General features: G+C 39.7%; 13 protein-coding genes. 9 read left to right on the forward strand and 4 right to left on the reverse strand.

Annotated elements, in window-relative coordinates; translation table 11 throughout:
- Positions 1-525 precede the first annotated feature (525 nt).
- The 4 genes from HWQ37_RS10655 to HWQ37_RS10675 all read left to right on the forward strand — a co-directional run bounded on the left by HWQ37_RS10655 (position 526) and on the right by HWQ37_RS10675 (position 8512).
- A complete protein-coding gene (locus HWQ37_RS10655) occupies positions 526-945 on the forward strand; it encodes a response regulator (protein WP_292746732.1) in 420 nt (139 codons plus the stop codon).
- 225 nt (positions 946-1170) lie between these two features.
- Positions 1171-4923, forward strand: a complete 3753-nt coding sequence (locus tag HWQ37_RS10660) for a diguanylate cyclase domain-containing protein (RefSeq protein WP_292746734.1) — start codon at positions 1171-1173, stop codon at positions 4921-4923.
- 732 nt (positions 4924-5655) lie between these two features.
- Positions 5656-6378, forward strand: coding sequence for a carbonic anhydrase (locus tag HWQ37_RS10670; RefSeq protein WP_292746741.1), 723 nt, complete (start codon positions 5656-5658; stop codon positions 6376-6378).
- Positions 6379-7003: 625 nt separating this feature from the next.
- Positions 7004-8512, forward strand: coding sequence for a UbiD family decarboxylase (locus HWQ37_RS10675; protein ID WP_292746744.1), 1509 nt, complete (start codon positions 7004-7006; stop codon positions 8510-8512).
- 474 nt (positions 8513-8986) lie between these two features.
- On the opposite strand, the gene HWQ37_RS10680 is transcribed toward HWQ37_RS10675, so the two are convergent.
- Positions 8987-10504 (reverse strand): tetratricopeptide repeat protein, encoded by a 1518-nt coding sequence (locus HWQ37_RS10680; protein ID WP_292746746.1) that lies wholly within the window; start codon positions 10502-10504, stop codon positions 8987-8989.
- Between the two features lie 212 nt (positions 10505-10716).
- Here HWQ37_RS10680 and HWQ37_RS10685 point away from each other — a divergent pair, with 212 nt between their 5' ends.
- From HWQ37_RS10685 to HWQ37_RS10700, 4 genes are all read left to right on the forward strand, one after another.
- Complete coding sequence (locus HWQ37_RS10685) at positions 10717-11766, forward strand: aldo/keto reductase (RefSeq protein ID WP_292746749.1); 1050 nt, start codon at positions 10717-10719, stop codon at positions 11764-11766.
- A 117-nt stretch (positions 11767-11883) separates the two neighbouring features.
- On the forward strand, positions 11884-12456 hold the full coding sequence (dps, locus tag HWQ37_RS10690; RefSeq protein ID WP_292746752.1) for a DNA starvation/stationary phase protection protein Dps: 573 nt from the start codon (positions 11884-11886) through the stop codon (positions 12454-12456).
- Positions 12457-12770: 314 nt separating this feature from the next.
- Positions 12771-13487 (forward strand): pirin family protein, encoded by a 717-nt coding sequence (locus tag HWQ37_RS10695; RefSeq protein WP_292746755.1) that lies wholly within the window; start codon positions 12771-12773, stop codon positions 13485-13487.
- A gap of 224 nt (positions 13488-13711) precedes the next feature.
- Positions 13712-13843 (forward strand): hypothetical protein, encoded by a 132-nt coding sequence (locus HWQ37_RS10700; protein WP_292746758.1) that lies wholly within the window; start codon positions 13712-13714, stop codon positions 13841-13843.
- A gap of 116 nt (positions 13844-13959) precedes the next feature.
- Here the strand turns inward: HWQ37_RS10700 and HWQ37_RS10705 are convergent, their stop codons facing one another.
- Positions 13960-15111 (reverse strand): hypothetical protein, encoded by a 1152-nt coding sequence (locus HWQ37_RS10705; protein WP_292746761.1) that lies wholly within the window; start codon positions 15109-15111, stop codon positions 13960-13962.
- A 1160-nt stretch (positions 15112-16271) separates the two neighbouring features.
- Between HWQ37_RS10705 and HWQ37_RS10710 the strand changes: the two genes are divergently transcribed.
- Positions 16272-16994, forward strand: a complete 723-nt coding sequence (locus HWQ37_RS10710; RefSeq protein ID WP_292746764.1) for a class I SAM-dependent methyltransferase — start codon at positions 16272-16274, stop codon at positions 16992-16994.
- 133 nt (positions 16995-17127) lie between these two features.
- Here the strand turns inward: HWQ37_RS10710 and HWQ37_RS10715 are convergent, their stop codons facing one another.
- Positions 17128-17562: a YidH family protein gene (locus tag HWQ37_RS10715; protein ID WP_292746767.1), complete on the reverse strand. Its 435-nt coding sequence runs from the start codon at positions 17560-17562 to the stop codon at positions 17128-17130.
- Positions 17563-17958: 396 nt separating this feature from the next.
- Positions 17959-18615, reverse strand: a complete 657-nt coding sequence (locus tag HWQ37_RS10720; protein WP_292746770.1) for a hypothetical protein — start codon at positions 18613-18615, stop codon at positions 17959-17961.
- Between the last annotated feature and the right edge of the window lie 62 nt (positions 18616-18677).

The raw sequence follows: 18677 nt of genomic DNA on the forward strand, positions 1-18677 counted from the left end.
GTAAAAAGCAAAAGTTAAAAACCAAAAAATCCCGTTATTAAGATAAAAACGTTAATTGAAGAAGAATTCAGAAGTCATAATGGGCTAAACGCCCCGCTATCGCTAACAGGAGTCAGAATCAAGACGCGACGCTCGATAGCGCAGCGTTAGCGACGCAGGAGCGTCTGACTCGCTAACGCTTCGCTATCAGTCGCAGGTCTGAATCACCGACTGATGACTCCTGAATTCTGTTCGATAAATATAATAAAGGACTGGTATATCCAGTCCTTTTGTTTTTTGTTATACAGTTAATTTCTGATATCAAGATTCGTATATAGCAATCCTAAATTAATTGTGAAAAATTCGATCCCCGACTTCTCGAAGAATCGGGGATCTTGACCTTTTGACGAAATTCTGAGATGGGACAATTAATTTTTAAGTTTTGTAAAAAAATCTATATCTTTATTAGTTTTTTATTTTTGTAATCTATGTTTTTTATTTACGGATACAAATATTTTATCTCACCGGAAAGGTGTATGAAATGACATGAATATGCTACAGGAGGTAAATATAACCAGTAAAACGATATTGCTCATTGATGATGAAATGAATGTACGTGAGATAGTAAAATTTTGCCTCCAAGATTTAGCTGGTTGGAATGTGTTGACAGCAGATTCTCCATTAGAAGGATTGCAGAGTGCAGTACGCAATAGTCCTGATGCGATTGTATTAGATATCTCAATCCGCGATCTTGCTAGTTTTGAGTTTATGAATAAACTCAGAAATCATCCAGAAACTCAAGCTATTCCTATAGTGCTACTCAGTGCTAAAGCGCGATGGCTGGATTCAGAAATTTTGCGACAGTATCAAGTCGCAGGTGTAATCCCCAAACCCTTTAATCCAGTTACCCTTCCTGCTGAAGTTGCTAAACTGCTGGGTTGGGATTTTACTTCTCTAATGGATTAAACAAGAATGTGTAAAACATCGAATATATAGGAATCCGATTTGATTTCTGAAAAAATTAGGTATTGTAGTGGTGTGTTATCCAGAACGTTGTAACGCACGAAATTGTTTATCAAATTTAAGCTTAAATTTAACTTAACGTTTTAGATAATTTGGAATAAAATGAAATACTCAAGCAGTTTTTTACATTTAGCCAAGTAGAAATACTTAGCTTTATTAGAGATTACCATGTTATTCAAGCGTCTATCAGGTTCTGAAATTGATTTAAAGCAAATCCTCGATCAAATTAGGATGCTGGCTGACCAAATTCACCAGTCACTTGAAGTCAGTGAAATGCTCAAGATTATTATCAGCGAAGTTAGAAAAACTTTAGAAAGCGATGTCTACGACGGGCTATGCCTACGCGCCATTATCTATCGCTTTTTGCCGAATGGAGATGGAATAATCGCAGAAGAGTCTGTAAATCATGCATGGAAACCGATTCTAGGGCGATTGATTTACGATCCTTGCTTCAATACAACCCAATATCGAGATGAATACGTTGGTGTCATTGAAGACATTAATACTACAATTCTTGACCCTTGTTACAAAAAACTATTAACGGACTTGCAGATTCGAGCTAATTTAGTAGTACCAATTTTAGTAAACAATCAAGAGATTGATGGAGTTTCTAATACATATCCTCATTTGTGGGGCTTACTAATTGTTCACCAGTGCAGTAGCCAGCGTCAATGGAGTTCTTTAGAAATTGAGTATCTCCAACTAGTAGGCGCAGAGCTACGAATCGCTCTGAAGGAAGCAGAACGCCATCAGCGAAGGGTTACATCCTGCCAAAAATTAACGCTGCAACTCAATCAAAATCGGAAAAAATTGAAGTTGAGGTCAATCAAAAGAACTCTGTATAAGAATTTTAGAAAATCTATTATAACAAGAACAGCATTGCCAAAAAATATATTAGTTACAGATTTGATTGCATTTGACCGATTACAAACTCCAGTTTGGATTTATGATATTCAAAACTTGCAGATGTGGTGGGCGAATCAGGCAGCTGTGCAAATTTGGAATGCTCAAAGTCGAGAAGAATTGCTCGATCGCAACTTCAGTGATATTTCTGAGTCTACTCAAATTCGACTGCAAAGCTATCTGCAAGAATTTCAGCAAGGAAAAACCATCGCTGAAAACTGGACATTTTACCCCAAGGGAAAACCTGTTACTCTTCGCTGTCTGTTTTCTGGAATTCCAATTGAACAAGGGCGAATGGCGATATTGGTTGAAGGAACACCAGAAGTTATCAATCAGATTGATCGAGAAACACTCAGATCGATTGAAGCTCTACGTCACAGCACAGCGATCGTCTCACTTTACACGATGGATGGTGTACCTTTGATGCAAAACCCGGCAGCCCTTCGCTGTTATCGGGATACCCTGCACCCTAACTCGTCAACTGAGAATATTTTCCTGAGTCACTTTGTCGATAAGAGTGTTGCGCGACAAGTCATGGAAGCGATTAATTTCGGTGAGGTGTTCAGCATAGAGGCTCAGGTGTTTACTACTGAGGGGATTAAATGGCATGGGATAGATATACGATACACTCGCGATCCTGTAACGGGTAACTCCATCATCCTCGTTAACGAAAAGGATATTACTAAGCAACAAGTTGCACTACAAGAACACCAGCGTGCAGAGTCAGAATTGCGCTGGCGGGAAACTTTGCTGCGTTCCATGACTGACACTTCTTTGCTGGGATTCTTTGTTGTTGACAATCACACCGACGAAATCCTCTATTTCAATCACCACTTCTGTAAAATTTGGGGCATCGAACATCTAGAAGACCAAATGCGTTTGGGTGCTTTAAAAAATAATGATATTATTCCTGATTGTATACCTTTAATTGTCGATGTATCGGCATTTACCGAATCCTATAAACCGTTGCAGTCTGAAGAAAATCGTTGCACGATTGAGGATGAAATCTTATTTGTCGATGGGCGAACGATTCGCCGCTTTTCCAGCCAAATTCGGGATACTCAGGATCGATATTTTGGGCGGTTATACATTTTTGAAGACATCACCTCACGCAAACAAATCGAAGCCGCACTCAAAACCAGTGAAGAAAGATGGCAGTATGCCTTGGAAGGAAATGGTGACGGAGTTTGGGATTTGAATGCTGAAACTAACGAAGTCTTTTTCTCCCGACGATGGAAAGAAATGTTAGGGTTTGCAGAGCATGAAATTGGCAATACCCTTAGTGAATGGGAACAACGGGTGTACGCAGATGATAAAGCGAGGGTTTACCAAGAGATTATTAAGCATTTGTACGGTGAAACCCAACAATATGTCAGTGAATATCGGATCGAGTGCAAAGATGGAACCTACAAGTGGATTCTAGATCGGGGGCAAATTTCGAGTCGCGCCGCCAATGGTTTTCCCTTACGGATGCTAGGAACCCATACTGATATTACTGAACGTAAGCGTATGGAAGAAGCACTGCGAGAAAGCGAACAACGCTATCGTTCTGTAATTACAGCGATGGCAGAAGGTATCATCCTACAGCAATCCGATGGGCGAATTACCGCCTGTAATGAAAGTGCCGAAAGAATTTTAGGGTTAACAGCCGAACAAATGATGGGGCAAACTTCCATCGCTTTGCGATGGCGAGCTATTCATGAAGATGGTACTTCTTTTCCAGGTGAAACTCACCCTGCCATTGTCACCTTACGCACCGGACAACCCCAATTTAATATGATTATGGGAGTTCACAAGCCTGATAACAGCTTGACTTGGATTTCCATCAATTCTCAGCCATTGTTTGAATCTGATGAATCAAAACCATCTGCGGTGGTGACATCATTTACAGATATTACAGATCGCAAACAGGCACAAATTGCCTTGCAACAGCAAACAGAACGAGAACGTATGGTTTATGCGATCGCTCAACATATCCGTAAGTCTTTAGACTTGGATGAAATATTGAACACAACGGTTGCAGAAGTTCGACATTTTCTACAAACCGATCGCGTCATCATCTACCGCTTTAACCCTGATTGGAGTGGTATGGTTGTCACCGAGTCTGTTGCAGAAGGTTGGCAGACGATTTTGAATATGCAAATTACAGACACCTATTTTGTCGAAACACAGGGACAGTATTATCAACAAAGTACCCTGAAAGTCACTCCAGATATCTACACCGCCGGATTTGCCCCTTGTCATGTAGAGTTATTGCAACAGTTGCAAGTCAGAGCCAAGCTAGTTGTACCAATTTTACAAGGCGATCGCCTTTGGGGACTTTTGGTTGCTCATCATTGTAGCAGCACCCGTGAGTGGCAACCTTGGGAGAGCGAACTGCTTCAGCAATTAGCAACACAGGTAGCGATCGCTATTCAACAATCAGAACTTTATCAACAATTGCAGCGTGCCAACCAGCAACTTGAAAATATGGTGATGGTGGATGAATTAACTCAAATTGCCAATCGCCGATGTTTTGATATTAAGCTTGATTCTGTCTGGGAATATCTTTTACGAGAACAAGGTTTTGTCTCACTACTTTTATGCGACATTGATTATTTCAAACAATATAACGATACTTATGGTCATGCAACCGGAGATGATTGTTTGCGTTTGATTGCTCAAGCGATCAAGCAAAGTGTCAAACGTCCTAGAGATTTAGCTGCTCGTTATGGCGGAGAAGAGTTTGTTGTCATCTTACCTAACACTAATAGTGATGGGGCTTTTCACGTTGCCCAAAAAATTCATAAAGCAATCCAACAGCTAAATATTCCCCATGCTGCATCGCCTGTGAAGCATCACGTCACCTTGAGTATCGGAATTGCGACAGTGATTCCTACACCTAATCTGGTTCCTTTGGATTTGATCGAGGCAGCAGATCAAGCCCTTTATCAAGCCAAAGCAAATGGGCGCGATCGTTCTTGTATAAATAGACTGTCTTGGGAAGTGAGCGATGCCTGTGATTCTAGTCTATGTTAATTAACTGCTTGTTGAGATTTGTTAAAACTTGTTAACTAATTTTTTTCTTTATTAGTTCTTTATTTTCTATTTATAAATTAAAGCTGTAGGTAGTGAAGCCAAGAGCGAACTACTTATTTGTGTTTAACTTTTTTTATAAAACAACAATTCTATGACAAACTGCCCTTGCTGTTCTAACCAAATGCTTCGTCATATTCGTTTACAAGAAACCTACTGGTTCTGCCGCCACTGCTGGCAAGAGATGCCTAATCTCATTTCACAAATGAACAGAAATACTTTAAATTTGACTAGAAAAAACACATCATTAGTCAGAGAACCAATTTCAGTAAACCACAAGATTTTGAAAATGAACGCAATAACAAAACTTTCTGCCTAAGTGAATCAAAAAGCAAACATCATTGACAATAGAACGATAAGCCTGACGGCATCGCTAGCGCTTTTAGGTAGCTATGGGTATTGCCTGATAAGTTATTTATAAAGTAAAAATAAAATTTCTGTAGTGGCGTAGCATAGCTAAATTAGTGCATTATAAATCTTGTGAATATTGATATTTGAGAAACATAACTCAATTTTTATATTGCGACATTTTAGCTGTGCCACGCCACTAGATGATAACAACTCTAAATTACGTGAATATTAAATGACTCTTAAACCGTGTAATCAGGTACTCTTACATCTTATCTAAGTCTGATATCTTCTTGGCAACAGATTTGTTGTTGTCAGGGTAGATTGATGAGTCGAATTAATGGATTTGTAGGGCGACGTGATTTCTTGAAATTCGCCAGTGTTGTAGGTATTGCAGCTACTGCTTTTGGTGATAGCTTTGGGAATACAAAGCAAACTGCTATTGCTGATATTCAACCAGTTAACCCTAGTTCAATTAGTCCAAACGAAGCCATTAGACGCTTGCTTGATGGTAATCAAAGATTTATCCATCAAAAACGTCAATATCCCGATCAATCATTAGAACACCTACGATTAGTTGCGAAAGCTCAGTATCCCTTTGCTGCCATATTAGGCTGTGCAGATTCTAGAGTACCTGCGGAAATCGTTTTCGATCAAGGACTTGGAGATTTATTTGTCGTGCGAGTTGCTGGTAATGTTATTAGTGACACGGTTATAGGTAGTCTGGAATATTCTACAGCAGTATTAGGTTCGCAGTTAATTGTGGTTTTGGGTCATAAAAGATGCGGTGCAGTAGCAGAAGCAATTAAAAACGAACCACTTCCTGGCAGAATTGGTTTGATTATTGAGGGCATCAAACCATCTATAGAAAGAGTAAAGTTTAGAACAGGTGATAATATGCAAGATGCAGTTATAGCCAACATTCAGTATCAAACTGAAAAATTACAAGAAAGCTCGACTATTTTAGCTAAATTGCTGCGTGAAGCTAAACTAAAAATTGTTGGTGCTTGTTACGATATTGACACTGGTAAAGTCAGCATTATTACTTGAATCTCTCACACCTTTTAGGTATAAAATTCTTAATTCATTGATGTTATAGAATATTTTTATTGAGAATCTTGAAGATTAATTAAGTTAATTGTTCTTGGTGTACAACTATACACCTCTATAGCCGATACATTTGTTGTAACAAATAAACCCAGCAGGGCCATATAACAAGGACACCTGCCAGGAGGGTATAGTATATTCTGGCCATGTTTGATTAGGTCAGCGCTTATTTATAAAAAATAATTGCGTATCCCTAGATACAATAACTAAATCCTTTGGAAAACACAGTTAAGAAAAGTTACTAAATAGGTTAATTTCCAATTAAAACCAACAATTTCCCAAATGGGGGACTGGGGGAAGAAGAATTTTAGATTTTAGATTTTGGATTTTAAATTGAATTTTAATCCAAAATATAAACAGGACTTACGCAAAATACCTCTCAAACTCTTATTTCTCCGCGTTCTCCCGAAGTTTGCTCAACGCGGGGAACCCGCGCACGCAACTTCTCTCTGTGTCTCTGTGGTTCGATTTTCCGTAAGTCCTACTAAAATTGAATTGCCCAATACCCAATGCCCCATAATATAAGAAGGCGCTTCACACTTCTTAAATAATCAGCTTTATTAGAACAATGGCGAGAGACTTGCGGGGATTCATTAAAATTTTGGAAGAAAGAGGACAATTACGGCGAATTTCAGCTTTAGTTGACCCAGACTTAGAAATTGCTGAGATTTCCAACCGAATGCTGCAAAAAGGTGGGCCGGGGTTGTTGTTTGAAAACGTCAAAGGCGCTTCCTTTCCGGTGGCGGTGAATTTGATGGGAACTGTGGAAAGGATTTGCTGGGCGATGAATATGCAGCATCCAGAGGAATTGGAAACTCTGGGTAAAAAATTGAGTATGCTACAACAGCCAAAACCACCGAAGAAAATTTCCCAGGCGATAGATTTTGGAAAAGTGCTGTTTGACGTGGTAAAGGCGAAACCAGGAAGAGATTTTTTCCCCGCTTGTCAGCAAGTTGTGCTGCAAGGTAATGATTTAGATTTAAACAAGTTGCCTTTGATACGTCCTTATATTGGTGATGCTGGCAAGATTATCACGCTGGGATTAGTAATTACCAAGGATTGTGAGACGGGTACGCCAAATGTGGGTGTGTATCGTTTGCAACTACAATCTAAAAATACGATGACGGTTCACTGGTTATCAGTGCGGGGTGGGGCGAGGCATTTGCGAAAAGCAGCGGAACGTGGGAAAAAATTAGAAGTTGCGATCGCACTTGGCGTAGATCCTCTAATTATTATGGCAGCTGCTACACCCATTCCTGTAGATTTATCAGAATGGCTATTTGCTGGACTTTACGGTGGTTCTGGCGTGCAGTTGGCGAAGTGTAAAACTGTGGATTTAGAAGTTCCCGCAGATTCCGAATTTGTCTTAGAAGGAACGATTACACCAGGGGAAGTTTTACCAGATGGACCTTTTGGCGACCACATGGGTTATTACGGCGGCGTGGAAGATTCGCCATTGGTACGCTTTGAGTGTATGACGCACCGGAAAAATCCGATTTACTTAACAACATTTAGCGGTCGTCCACCGAAAGAAGAAGCGATGATGGCGATCGCACTAAATCGGATCTATACGCCTATACTGCGGCAACAAGTATCAGAAATTGTCGATTTCTTCCTCCCAATGGAAGCTTTAAGTTATAAAGCGGCGATTATTTCTATTGATAAAGCATATCCAGGACAAGCGCGAAGGGCGGCTTTAGCGTTTTGGAGTGCTTTACCACAATTTACATACACAAAATTTGTAATTGTTGTAGATAAAGACATAAATATTCGCGATCCGCGTCAAGTTGTCTGGGCGATTAGTTCCAAAGTTGACCCAGTGCGAGATGTGTTTATTTTGCCGAATACACCTTTTGATACCTTAGATTTTGCCAGCGAGAAGATTGGCTTAGGTGGACGGATGGGAATTGATGCAACTACAAAGATTCCGCCAGAAACAAACCATGAATGGGGTTCGCCTTTAGAATCTGACCCAGAGGTGGCGGCGATGGTAGAGAGACGATGGGCGGAGTATGGTTTAGCAGAGTTGCAGTTAGGAGAAGTAGACCCAAATTTGTTTGGCTATGATATGAAGTAATATCAGGTTCGGTTAAACACTTATACTATCTGTAGGTTGGGTTGAGAAACCCAACATTTTATCTTTGTAAACAATAAGATACCCGACTTCTTTGAGAAGTCGGGTATCTTAGTCTCTCGATTTTCACAACTCATTTAGAATTGCTATATATGTTTTAGTCTTAGAGGTTCTTTGAAAAGTCATGATTGATGTGTCAAATATTTTTTTACAATTACTACCAGTCCTCGAATTACCCCACCCTAACCCTCCCCTTATAAAGGGGAGGGAACTAGATTTTCCGGTTTCCCCCCTTTGCAAGGGGGGATTAAGGGGGGTAATTTGACTTGTGTGTACACCGTAGCCTTATAAAGGGGAGGGAACTAGATATATTTCTTGTTTCCCCCCAATACATCGGGGGGATTAAGGGGGGTAATAATTCGATTAAAATCACAGCCAACAACTTTTCAAACATCCTCTTAACTGAACCGCATTCAGCTAGAAATTTAAAATATCTAATGATTCTTCGATTTCTAAATCTAATATTCTTTCTCGTGTATCTTTGAGTGCTTCTAGCTTACCTTCTTGACGATAGATATCTGCTGCTTTTTGAAAATCTTCAATTGCTCCCTGTTTATCTGCAATTTCTAAACGAGCATTACCACAATTATAATAAGCATCGGCATAACTAGGATTAATCTGGATTGCTTGAGTATAATCTTCAATTGCACCCTCAAAATCTCCTAAATCTGAACGAGCATTACCACGTTTTTTATAAGCTATGGCATCTTGAGGATTAATCTTAATTGCTTGAGGAAATCCCGGTTGAGAGCCTAATAAATAACGAGAAATTCCACGGTTTTTATAAGCGTCAGCATAATGAGGGTTAATTTTAATAGCTTGGGTATAATCCTCAATTGCTCCTTGGTTATCTCCAACATAGGAACGAGCTTCAGCCCGATTTTTATAGGCTACAGCAACATTAGGATTAATTCTAATAGCTTGGGTATAATCATTAATTGCTTCATCTAGTCGCCCCAGTTGATAGAGAGCCAAACCTCGTTTATTATAAAATTTCGCATCATGAAGATTCATCTGGATTGCTTGGGAATAATCTGCGATCGCAGCCTCATAATCTCCTAGCTGGTAGTGAGCTAAACCTCGCTTATAATATAAACTAACATCACTCTGATTAACTTTTAAAGCTTTATTATAGTTAACAATTGCATTTGTATATTCTCCTTTCTCGAAATATTCATCACCCAATTTTAGATAAAATCGATTTACATCTTCATCGCTATATTCAGGTTGCAAATAAGATTTAATCACCCGATTAATCGGTGGCTTCAATGAAATTTCCGGTTTTGGCAGATATTTGTAAATTGGTGGTTGTGGCTGAGAAGATTTATTTATAGAAGATTGTAACTGTTCTAGATAACACCATAAACCACCGCCATATAATAATTGTTCTATCCCAAAAGAGATTTTACCAGTTTTCAACTTAATCATCCGAGTTGGGAGAAAGCCAGCTAAAAAAAGGTGATACTCAGATTGTGCTTCACTTACATCCTCTTGAATCAAAATGCAAACTACAACTGCATTTTTTTCAACCTCTTCAGAACTAATTGACCATCTAACTCTGTCAATCCGACCATGACGAGATTTAACCTCAATACCAATAGAAGGGTCAGAAGTCAAGGTGAAATCTATATTGCCATCGCCGCCAAATCGCTTTTCATAATCGACTTCGGTAATAAAATCAGCTAAACGTTCTTTAACAACTTCCTCACCTAATTTACCTTTGAGATAGCTAAGAAAAACATCACGGACTGGTAAAACACGCTTATATTTCTCAGCCATCTGCCAGCAAAATTCCCGTAGTGCCTTTAACCTTTCTCCAGAAATTATAGTTAATTCACTATATTGACCTTCTGTTTCACAATGAAGCAGACAACCAGATGCTAACCTTTTAATAAAATCAGACTGTAGCGATCGCAGTAGTGTAATCCAGTCCATTTATATTTCTGCGAATCTTTTGATGAGATTATTCTATTAAAATATCCATTCGGCGTAAACCTTTTAATTAGCTTGGGCGATATTCCCAAAAATTATTTACTAGTTTGTAACAATTATTCATAATTCATGTCTTCGTTCCCCGATGTGCGTTTCTAGTTATCATGCCTTTGGAATGGTATTTGCTTAGTTTTTTCATTAGTGAGAAAATATTCATGAAATATAAACTCTTGGGCAAAAGCGGGTTAAGAGTCTCTGAACTCTCCTTGGGAACCATGACCTTTGGTGAAGATTGGGGCTGGGGTGCATCTGTTGACGAAAGCCGTAAAATCTTTGATAGCTATGTAGAAGCCGGGGGAAATTTCATTGACACCGCCAACGCTTACACCGATGGTAGCAGTGAAAAAATTGTTGGTGAATTGATTGCTAAAGATCGGGAACGCTTTATAGTTGCGACAAAATATTCCTTACCCTTGCAGATGAATGAAAAGAAGGGCGACCCTAATGCTAGTGGAAACCATCGCAAGAATTTAATTCAGTCTTTGGAAGGTAGTTTGAAACGGCTGAATACCGATTACATTGATTTATTTTGGTTGCACGCTTGGGATTTTACAACACCGATTGAAGAAGTATTGCGATCGCTTGATGATGTCGTCCGTCAAGGTAAAGTACTTTATATCGGCATTTCTGACACACCCGCTTGGATCGTTTCTCAAGCAAATACCATCGCCCATTACCAAGGATGGACGCAGTTTGTCGCCCTGCAAATTGAGTATAGTTTGATTCAGCGAACACCAGAACGCGACTTGCTACCGATGGCCAAAGCCTTCGACTTAGCAGTAACACCGTGGTCGCCTTTAGGTGGTGGTGTGCTGACAGGGAAGTATAATCAGCCTCCTCAAGCAGGTGGCGAACAAGGACGACTTGAAACTTTGGGGGGAGGAATTTCCGAGAAGAATTTAGCGATCGCCCAAGTTGTCAGCGAAGTTGCAGCAGAAATTGGCCATACACCTTCACAGGTAGCATTAGCTTGGTTACACGCTCAAAGTGGTGTGATTATTCCCATCGTTGGCGCACGTAAATTAACGCAGTTTCAAGATAACCTAGCTTCACTAGAAGTCAGCCTCTCACCAGAACATCTGCAACGGTTAGATGAAGTGAGTCAAATTGAACTGGGTTTTCCCCATGACTTTTTGCAAAATGATGTTATTCGCGATCGCCTTTTTGGTGGTACATTTAATACCATAGAAAACCATCGCATTTAACTAAATCGTCATAAACAGTAACACATTCAGCCATTAATTCAATCCATCGTCAGAGAGTTTCGCCAAGCCTTGAAATTCTGTAAAGTTAGATATAAAAGGCATTAACAACGTAGAATCATGAGCGACAACAGCATTACATCACGTCTGTATCCTACCCGCATTGACATTCCCGCCGAAGCGCGAGTGCAAATTGTGGTACTTCTCAACCAAACCTTAGCAGCTACTTCTGATCTGAAAACCCAAGCAAAGCAAGCGCACTGGAATGTTAAAGGAACTGACTTCTACCAGTTGCACCTATTATTTGATGAACTTGCTGGGGAATTGGAAGAGTTCATCGATCTGGTAGCGGAACGCATCACAGCTTTAGGTGGATACGCATTCGGAACAGTCCGCGCCGCAGCTAGCAATTCAATTTTGCCAGAATATCCCTTAGATATTTTGGATGGTAAAGACCATGTAACAGCGTTGTCAGATCGCTTTGCAATCTACGCTAAACATATTAGAGAAGCGATCGCTAAAACCGATGACTTAGACGACCTCGATACCGCCGATCTTTACACCGAAGTTTCTCGCACCATTGACAAACGACTCTGGTTCTTAGAAGCTCATCTGCAAGTAGCAGAAATTAAGGAAGAGAATGGCAAAACAAGTACTACTAAAACTCAAAAGACACCTGCTGCTGTAAAATAAGCACTTTTGATCGAAGTAGACTTTCTTAAATCTAGTAGTATCTTTTTGGTAAGTACGCCACTTTTAGGTGCGTACTTTTATTTTATATGTATATACTTTACTATTGAAATAGTTCAAAACTAGGTCGAAAAATTCCACAATATCTTCGACAAGTGATATATCAAGATTAATACTTCAACTTCAATAAGCTGTCGGTTAGCGAAAAGTATGCTAATTCCATTCTGATTCCTAACTCTTGTACAGACGCGATTCATCGCGTCTCTCTTGTACGATTCATCGCGTCTCTAAATACTCATTAACAACGAGGTAAATATATGTCTCAAAATACAATTACCCATCTAATTCATGATAGAAACGCCCGTGGTCACGCTAAAATGGGGTGGCTCGATAGTTATCACACATTTTCCTTTGGTAGTTTTTACGATCCTAACCGCATGGGATTTCGCTCTCTGCGGGTAATCAACGACGATCGCATCGCCCCAGGTGCTGGATTCCCTACCCACAGTCATCGTGACATGGAAATCCTCACTTATGTCTTAGAAGGTGCTGTAGAGCATAAAGACAGCTTGGGTACTGGCTCAGTGATTCGCCCTGGTGATGCCCAAATTATGAGCGCTGGTACTGGAATCAGCCACAGCGAATTTAATCCCTCACCAACGGAACCACTACACTTGTTGCAAATCTGGATTCTTCCCGATAGAGAAGGAATAACGCCAAGATATGAACAAAAAGCTTTTCCCTTAGAAGAAAAGCGCGGTAAATTACGCTTAATTGCGGCTAAAGATGGGCGCGATGGTGCTGTGACAATTCACCAAGATGTTGATTTATACACATCTGTTTTAGAGTCAGGTGATGTTGTTAATTATCAAGTAAAAGGCGATCGCTATGCCTGGTTACAAATAGCCCAAGGCATAGTTAACTTAAATGGTGAAGAACTCAGAGCCGGCGACGGTGTACAAATCAACGGCGAAGAACAGCTAGAAATTAGCACCAACATCGGCGGCGAAATCTTGCTTTTCGATTTAGGCTAATTTTAGCTAGCAAAAAAACGCGATAAATCTACCGTCTCTACGAAGAATTGATTATTGTAGAGACGGCGGTTTATCGAGTCTTTGTGATTTAGAATTTTCTCGATAGGCGTGCGAGTAAAGATATTGCATTGGGAATTATAAAGATAGGGATACAAAACTTTCACAATAGTTTTGACGTATCCTTTTTATAGTATAAATGTACTGTTAGCTCTAGTTGTACAGCCATGCAACCTCTTCAGCCAGTTAGCGGATCAGATTTGCAAAGATTTTTGTCAGCGCCAGAGGAGTTATTGCAAGAGTCAGTAGCATTGCAATTAGCGATCCTAGTTTCCACCAGACACCGCGAAGTCTTTTAGATAATATACTCAACTAGCAACTGCCATCAACACAGAAAAAGCCCGTTCAGAATTACTAATTACGCCAGTCCTGACGGAAGTTAGACGACAGTTAAATTATCAAATTTAGATGCGCGTTAGCTTACTAGTTGAGAAATTTTATCGGTTTCATTACTCAATTTCGTTACTAATCCTGAATTTTCTGGATCCTGTTTAGTAATTTTATTTTCTGAATTTTCAAGTTGGGCTTCAAGTTTTGGTAATTCATCCCTTCTACTAGAACCTGCATTTTTGCTGCTCTCTGGTTGTTCTACATTATTTTTGGACTCTAGCCGTTTTTCAAGTGTATCCAGTTGCTTTTGCTGTTCCTTAATTACATTCATAAGATTTGAAGTTGCAGTCTTCAGTTCATTAATTTCATTCTGCTGTGTAGTATTTTGAGTCTCCAGTGCAGTAGTTCTGTCTGTTAATGTTTGCTGATTGTCTGCTAATATTTGCTGATTCCTTCTGTTATTCCGGGATGTCAACATTCCGCTTAGAAGCCAAAGAAGACCACTAACTATAGCAATACCTTGAGCCGCTTGAGCAGTATTTACTGTATTATTTTTCGCGTTGCTCCCATCTGGAAACTGGTCGGGATTGTAGGCTAACAGATTATTCACTACCATATAAATGATTGCACTCACTGTTGAAGTTAATCCCGCATACGTATTACATAACTCACCCCATGGAGTAGGCGAACGTGGGTTAAGGGTCTCAAGAAAACCAGATTGCGAGACACTAGGCACGCGCTGAATTACCGATTGAGCTTGCAGCTCTTGTGATGGTATCCTCTGAACTTTTCTATCTACTGCTGCTTGTTTGAGTAAATTTATTTTTTGGGTTTGTATTTGTGGTTGTTGATGCTGCTGTGTTCGTTGTAGTGTATTGGCTTTCATTCGTTGGACAAACTCATTTGGAAGCTGGCTGATGTCTAGCATCTGCTCTGGCATGGGTGTATGAAGACTTTGTACTACTTGACGCGCTACAGTGTCTGCTGACTGCTCATACTCACCTAGTTGCCCCATTATCAGCTTTGGTTGGATGGGTGTTCTTGACTCTGGGGAGAGCGGAATTAATCTGTACCCAGATTTTTCTACTCTTTTTGGTTCTACCTGGAAATCCTCTGTCTGCTGCTGTTTAGCTGGTCGCGCTGGAAGTGCGAAGGGACGCGATTGAAACATTGGCTTCACTGGTGTTGCTTTCGTCCCTAGTGTTAGCTTTTTGTGAGTCGTAAATTTGTCGTGCATCTTTATTGCCTCTTTCAAGCCTGGTTGGTTATAGTTGATGGTTTGCTTTAAATCAAAGATTATGAGGGGCTAATACACTATTTAAGGCAGAGAAAATTTCTGCCTTCATAAAATCTGACTTTTCCTATTAAGCTTATTCAGGTTTGTTACTAAACAATAATATTGCTCCGACGATAATAAAATATATTCCCTGTAATATTTTTGAAGTGTCTTTCTTGTTGGTTAATATATAGTTAGATATATATTCTGGGTAAACGCATTTAATTTAAGCTCGACTTTATCCATTTTTTGACAACACTCAAGCTGACACTGAAACCTTTGTAGTACGGTAGTTTTACTTTTTAGATTTAACCGAGAATCAGTGATATGGAAAAACTTTTTGCCAAAAAGCTAGTATTTTTGTAGTATCAAGATAAGCAAGTTCTTAATTTTGGATAAAGTCAAGTTAAGAGGATGCTTGAAAAGTTTTAAGTAGACAAATTTTATGCTAATCGCCGCACCATGAGTCGGATCATGGCAAGGTAAATAAACGTCTCCAATGTTTCCGGCAATAACTCATAACTCCCGGTTCGCCCATTTTTTTTGGAGTTCGAGAAATTGCTAAAAACCAGAAAACCTAGTTACCGTAATGGTTTTAGCAATTTACCTAAATTATATTTAAATTATCACTCTGCTCTCAGAACTCTATTTTTATGCGATCGCATAAATTTGGGATGATAGTACGTTTGAATTATAGATTGAAACCCTTATTAAATCGTTCGGCTTTTTCCTAACTCAATTTAAAATGGGCGAACCGTGAGTCATAATCTTTGAGTAATTGCGAGGGTAGGCTTTACTCATGTTCCTGTCTCAGTGCTGTCTATTATCTATTCACAGCATATACTGAGAGAGTTTTTTTACCATCTCTCCGACTTTTCAAACAACCTCTAAAAGACAAGTCAGATAGAAATAGCGATCGCTATTAGTTTAGTCAGTTTATTAACTCGTGTACAGTATCAGTTTTGGAATGTTGGCTACACCTACGAAGTCGGACAAATCCCAGCAGGAGATTGGATAGAGGTGCGATGCCTTCTCTACGAGAGGCTTTGCCAACGGCGGGCGGTTACACCATCGCAAACCGAATTTAACTACAATCCTTAGAAAGAGTAGTAAAAACCTAAATGTCTAAAAAGCCCGATTCTCAGTTACAAAATCTTTTCGCTGCCCATCACTCAAGCGACTGGCAAGAAAAATTAGTACAAGTAGCCTATCGCTTTAACCGAGAATATCAACGTGAAACCTTTGAACTCCCAGAGGAAGTACAGGCGATGCCGATATACCGCGAGTGGACTAGTGGCATATTAGCAGGAAAAATTGCTTCTCCTTTCTGGGAAATCGCTAAACCTCAAAAAAACCAGCACTGTATAGATATTGGCTGTGGGATCAGCTTTTTAATCTATCCTTGGCGGGATTGGCAAGCATTTTTTCATGGGCAAGAAATCAGTAATGTGGCACGGGATACCCTTAATTCTCGTGGGCCACAGTTGAATTCTAAGCTGTTCAAAGGTGTTGAATTGGGAGCCGCTCATCAGTTAAACTATCCATCAGAGCAATTTGATCTTGCGATCGCTACAGGATTTAGCTGCTATTTTCCCCTAGAATACTGGAATGTTGTACTCGCAGAAGTCAAACGAGTGTTAAAACCAGGTGGACATTTTGTTTTCGACATCCTTAATCCAGAACAGCCTTTAGCAGAAGATTGGGCAGTTCTAGAAACCTATTTGGGGGCTGAGGTGTTTTTAGAGCCTTTGGCTAAGTGGGAAAAAACAATTAAAGCGGCTGGTGCTAAAATAGTTACGCAAAAATCAGGGGAATTATTCGAGTTGTATAAGATCCGATTTTAAAAATCTTACAGCAGATTTCAAGTTAGTAAGGTACACAAGCTAAGTCTGTTATCCAGGTACAAAGCGTGTTTTACTCCTGTTAGCGTAGCGGGGCGTAGCCCATTCTGAATTCTGAATCCTGAATTCTGCTGTATTACTCAGGGATAAGTGGACTCATTGGATCTAAAGAAGTTGTAAAAACAAAATAGATTACCCCAGTTCCGAGAATCATCACAGCGAGACTGAACAGCAACACCCATCTGTCTGTTGGTTCATAAGTATCTTCTTCGATATCACGACGGACAGCGAAATAGTGTGAGGTTGACAGCCACACCGTAATCAAACCTACAAGCGAGAAGACTAAACCTAACTTCCAACCGTTACCAGGGTGGGGTATCAAAGGTACTTGGAAGGCACGCAAACGCACGATGACGACACCAAAACCTAAAAGAGCGATCCCCGTCCGCATCCAAGCGAGGTAGGTACGCTCATTTGCCAAGTGGTCTCGAATTCTCGACGGATTCAGTCGTCCTGGCTTTTTTTTATCTTTATCTTTATCTTCTTCTGTAGGTTTCAATTTTAACTGCATCAATAACACCCTTATCCCCAAAGCGGCTCTTATCAAAAAAAGGCGAAGGTAGTAGGAAATCTCTTTCCAGATGACTTGCACCCAGCGCAATAGTCGCGCTACTGAAATATGCCTGTTGTGATTGTACATTTTTTCCAAAATTTATTTTAATGCAGATATCGAAATAACACAAGCCCGATTGAATAATTCGGAATTCGGAATTGATGCTATGGAGCAACTATAAGTAATAAAGTTTCATAAATAAAACAGCCAATTTCAGAGAGATGTTTCACCAGTATTTGTCCTGTTTTTTCTCTGAAATTAGCTGTAACCCTGTTGAAATTGAGAACAATCGATAAACAGTTATAAGTATAAATTTCTTACCATACGCCTAGTAACTGTTTAGTGTTCAATTATTTAAGACTTCATAGTAGGCGCATTAGGAATGTGTGTATCTATTATAGTCTGTGATACATTTGGGATAAACCAGTTAACCTCATTAGCTTTGACAATTTGAGCATTAGGAATGTTGATTTCAATTGCGGCAGTATCTGGATTAGTCTTAATTGCTAACTTACTACCATCAGGGATCTTAATAGCTACTGCTTCTGTAAATTCTTGAGCTTGTCCGTCTGCGGTTAAACCTGTAATTGTGGCATCATTTGGCAGATAGAAGCCATCACAATCCCAGTTATTTTTAGTGGACTGACCATCAGCGAGAAAATATAGACCGTTTTCGTATGTAGCATCTTCATCTTCTTCCTGATTTGGTCTTTTGCCATATACCGCTATGGTGTTACCTGTTTTGTTTTCGCATTGACCCCAATTTATTCCCGTCTCTAAAGCATATTTTTGGAATGTTAACTCATCGATTTTCTGTTGAATTTCTTCTGGTGTGACACCTTCTACTTGAGTTTGGGCTTCTTTTGCTTGAGTCAGTTCGTTAAGTGCTTTTGTGACTTCGATATAATCAGGATTTTTGCTAAATTTTGGTCTATCAGCGAAAGAAGGTTGAGCAAAAGCGAAACTAACGACAACCATTAAGACAATTAGCAGAGATTTCCAGATTTTCATGTTTTGATTCCTGTTAAGGGGGAAGATATTTTGCAGTTGAGAATTCATTTTGGTGACATAAT

The sequence above is a fragment of the Nostoc sp. NMS4 genome, assembly GCF_017115095.1.
Classification (GTDB): domain Bacteria; phylum Cyanobacteriota; class Cyanobacteriia; order Cyanobacteriales; family Nostocaceae; genus Nostoc.

Coding starts and splice junctions, on each gene's coding strand:
- HWQ37_RS10655 (WP_292746732.1), top strand. CDS start 526: ATGAATATGCTACAGGAGGTAAATATAACCAGTAAAACGATATTGCTC.
- HWQ37_RS10660 (WP_292746734.1), top strand. CDS start 1,171: ATGTTATTCAAGCGTCTATCAGGTTCTGAAATTGATTTAAAGCAAATC.
- HWQ37_RS10670 (WP_292746741.1), top strand. CDS start 5,656: ATGAGTCGAATTAATGGATTTGTAGGGCGACGTGATTTCTTGAAATTC.
- HWQ37_RS10675 (WP_292746744.1), top strand. CDS start 7,004: ATGGCGAGAGACTTGCGGGGATTCATTAAAATTTTGGAAGAAAGAGGA.
- HWQ37_RS10680 (WP_292746746.1), bottom strand. CDS start 10,504: ATGGACTGGATTACACTACTGCGATCGCTACAGTCTGATTTTATTAAA.
- HWQ37_RS10685 (WP_292746749.1), top strand. CDS start 10,717: ATGAAATATAAACTCTTGGGCAAAAGCGGGTTAAGAGTCTCTGAACTC.
- dps (WP_292746752.1), top strand. CDS start 11,884: ATGAGCGACAACAGCATTACATCACGTCTGTATCCTACCCGCATTGAC.
- HWQ37_RS10695 (WP_292746755.1), top strand. CDS start 12,771: ATGTCTCAAAATACAATTACCCATCTAATTCATGATAGAAACGCCCGT.
- HWQ37_RS10700 (WP_292746758.1), top strand. CDS start 13,712: ATGCAACCTCTTCAGCCAGTTAGCGGATCAGATTTGCAAAGATTTTTG.
- HWQ37_RS10705 (WP_292746761.1), bottom strand. CDS start 15,111: ATGCACGACAAATTTACGACTCACAAAAAGCTAACACTAGGGACGAAA.
- HWQ37_RS10710 (WP_292746764.1), top strand. CDS start 16,272: ATGTCTAAAAAGCCCGATTCTCAGTTACAAAATCTTTTCGCTGCCCAT.
- HWQ37_RS10715 (WP_292746767.1), bottom strand. CDS start 17,562: ATGCAGTTAAAATTGAAACCTACAGAAGAAGATAAAGATAAAGATAAA.
- HWQ37_RS10720 (WP_292746770.1), bottom strand. CDS start 18,615: ATGAAAATCTGGAAATCTCTGCTAATTGTCTTAATGGTTGTCGTTAGT.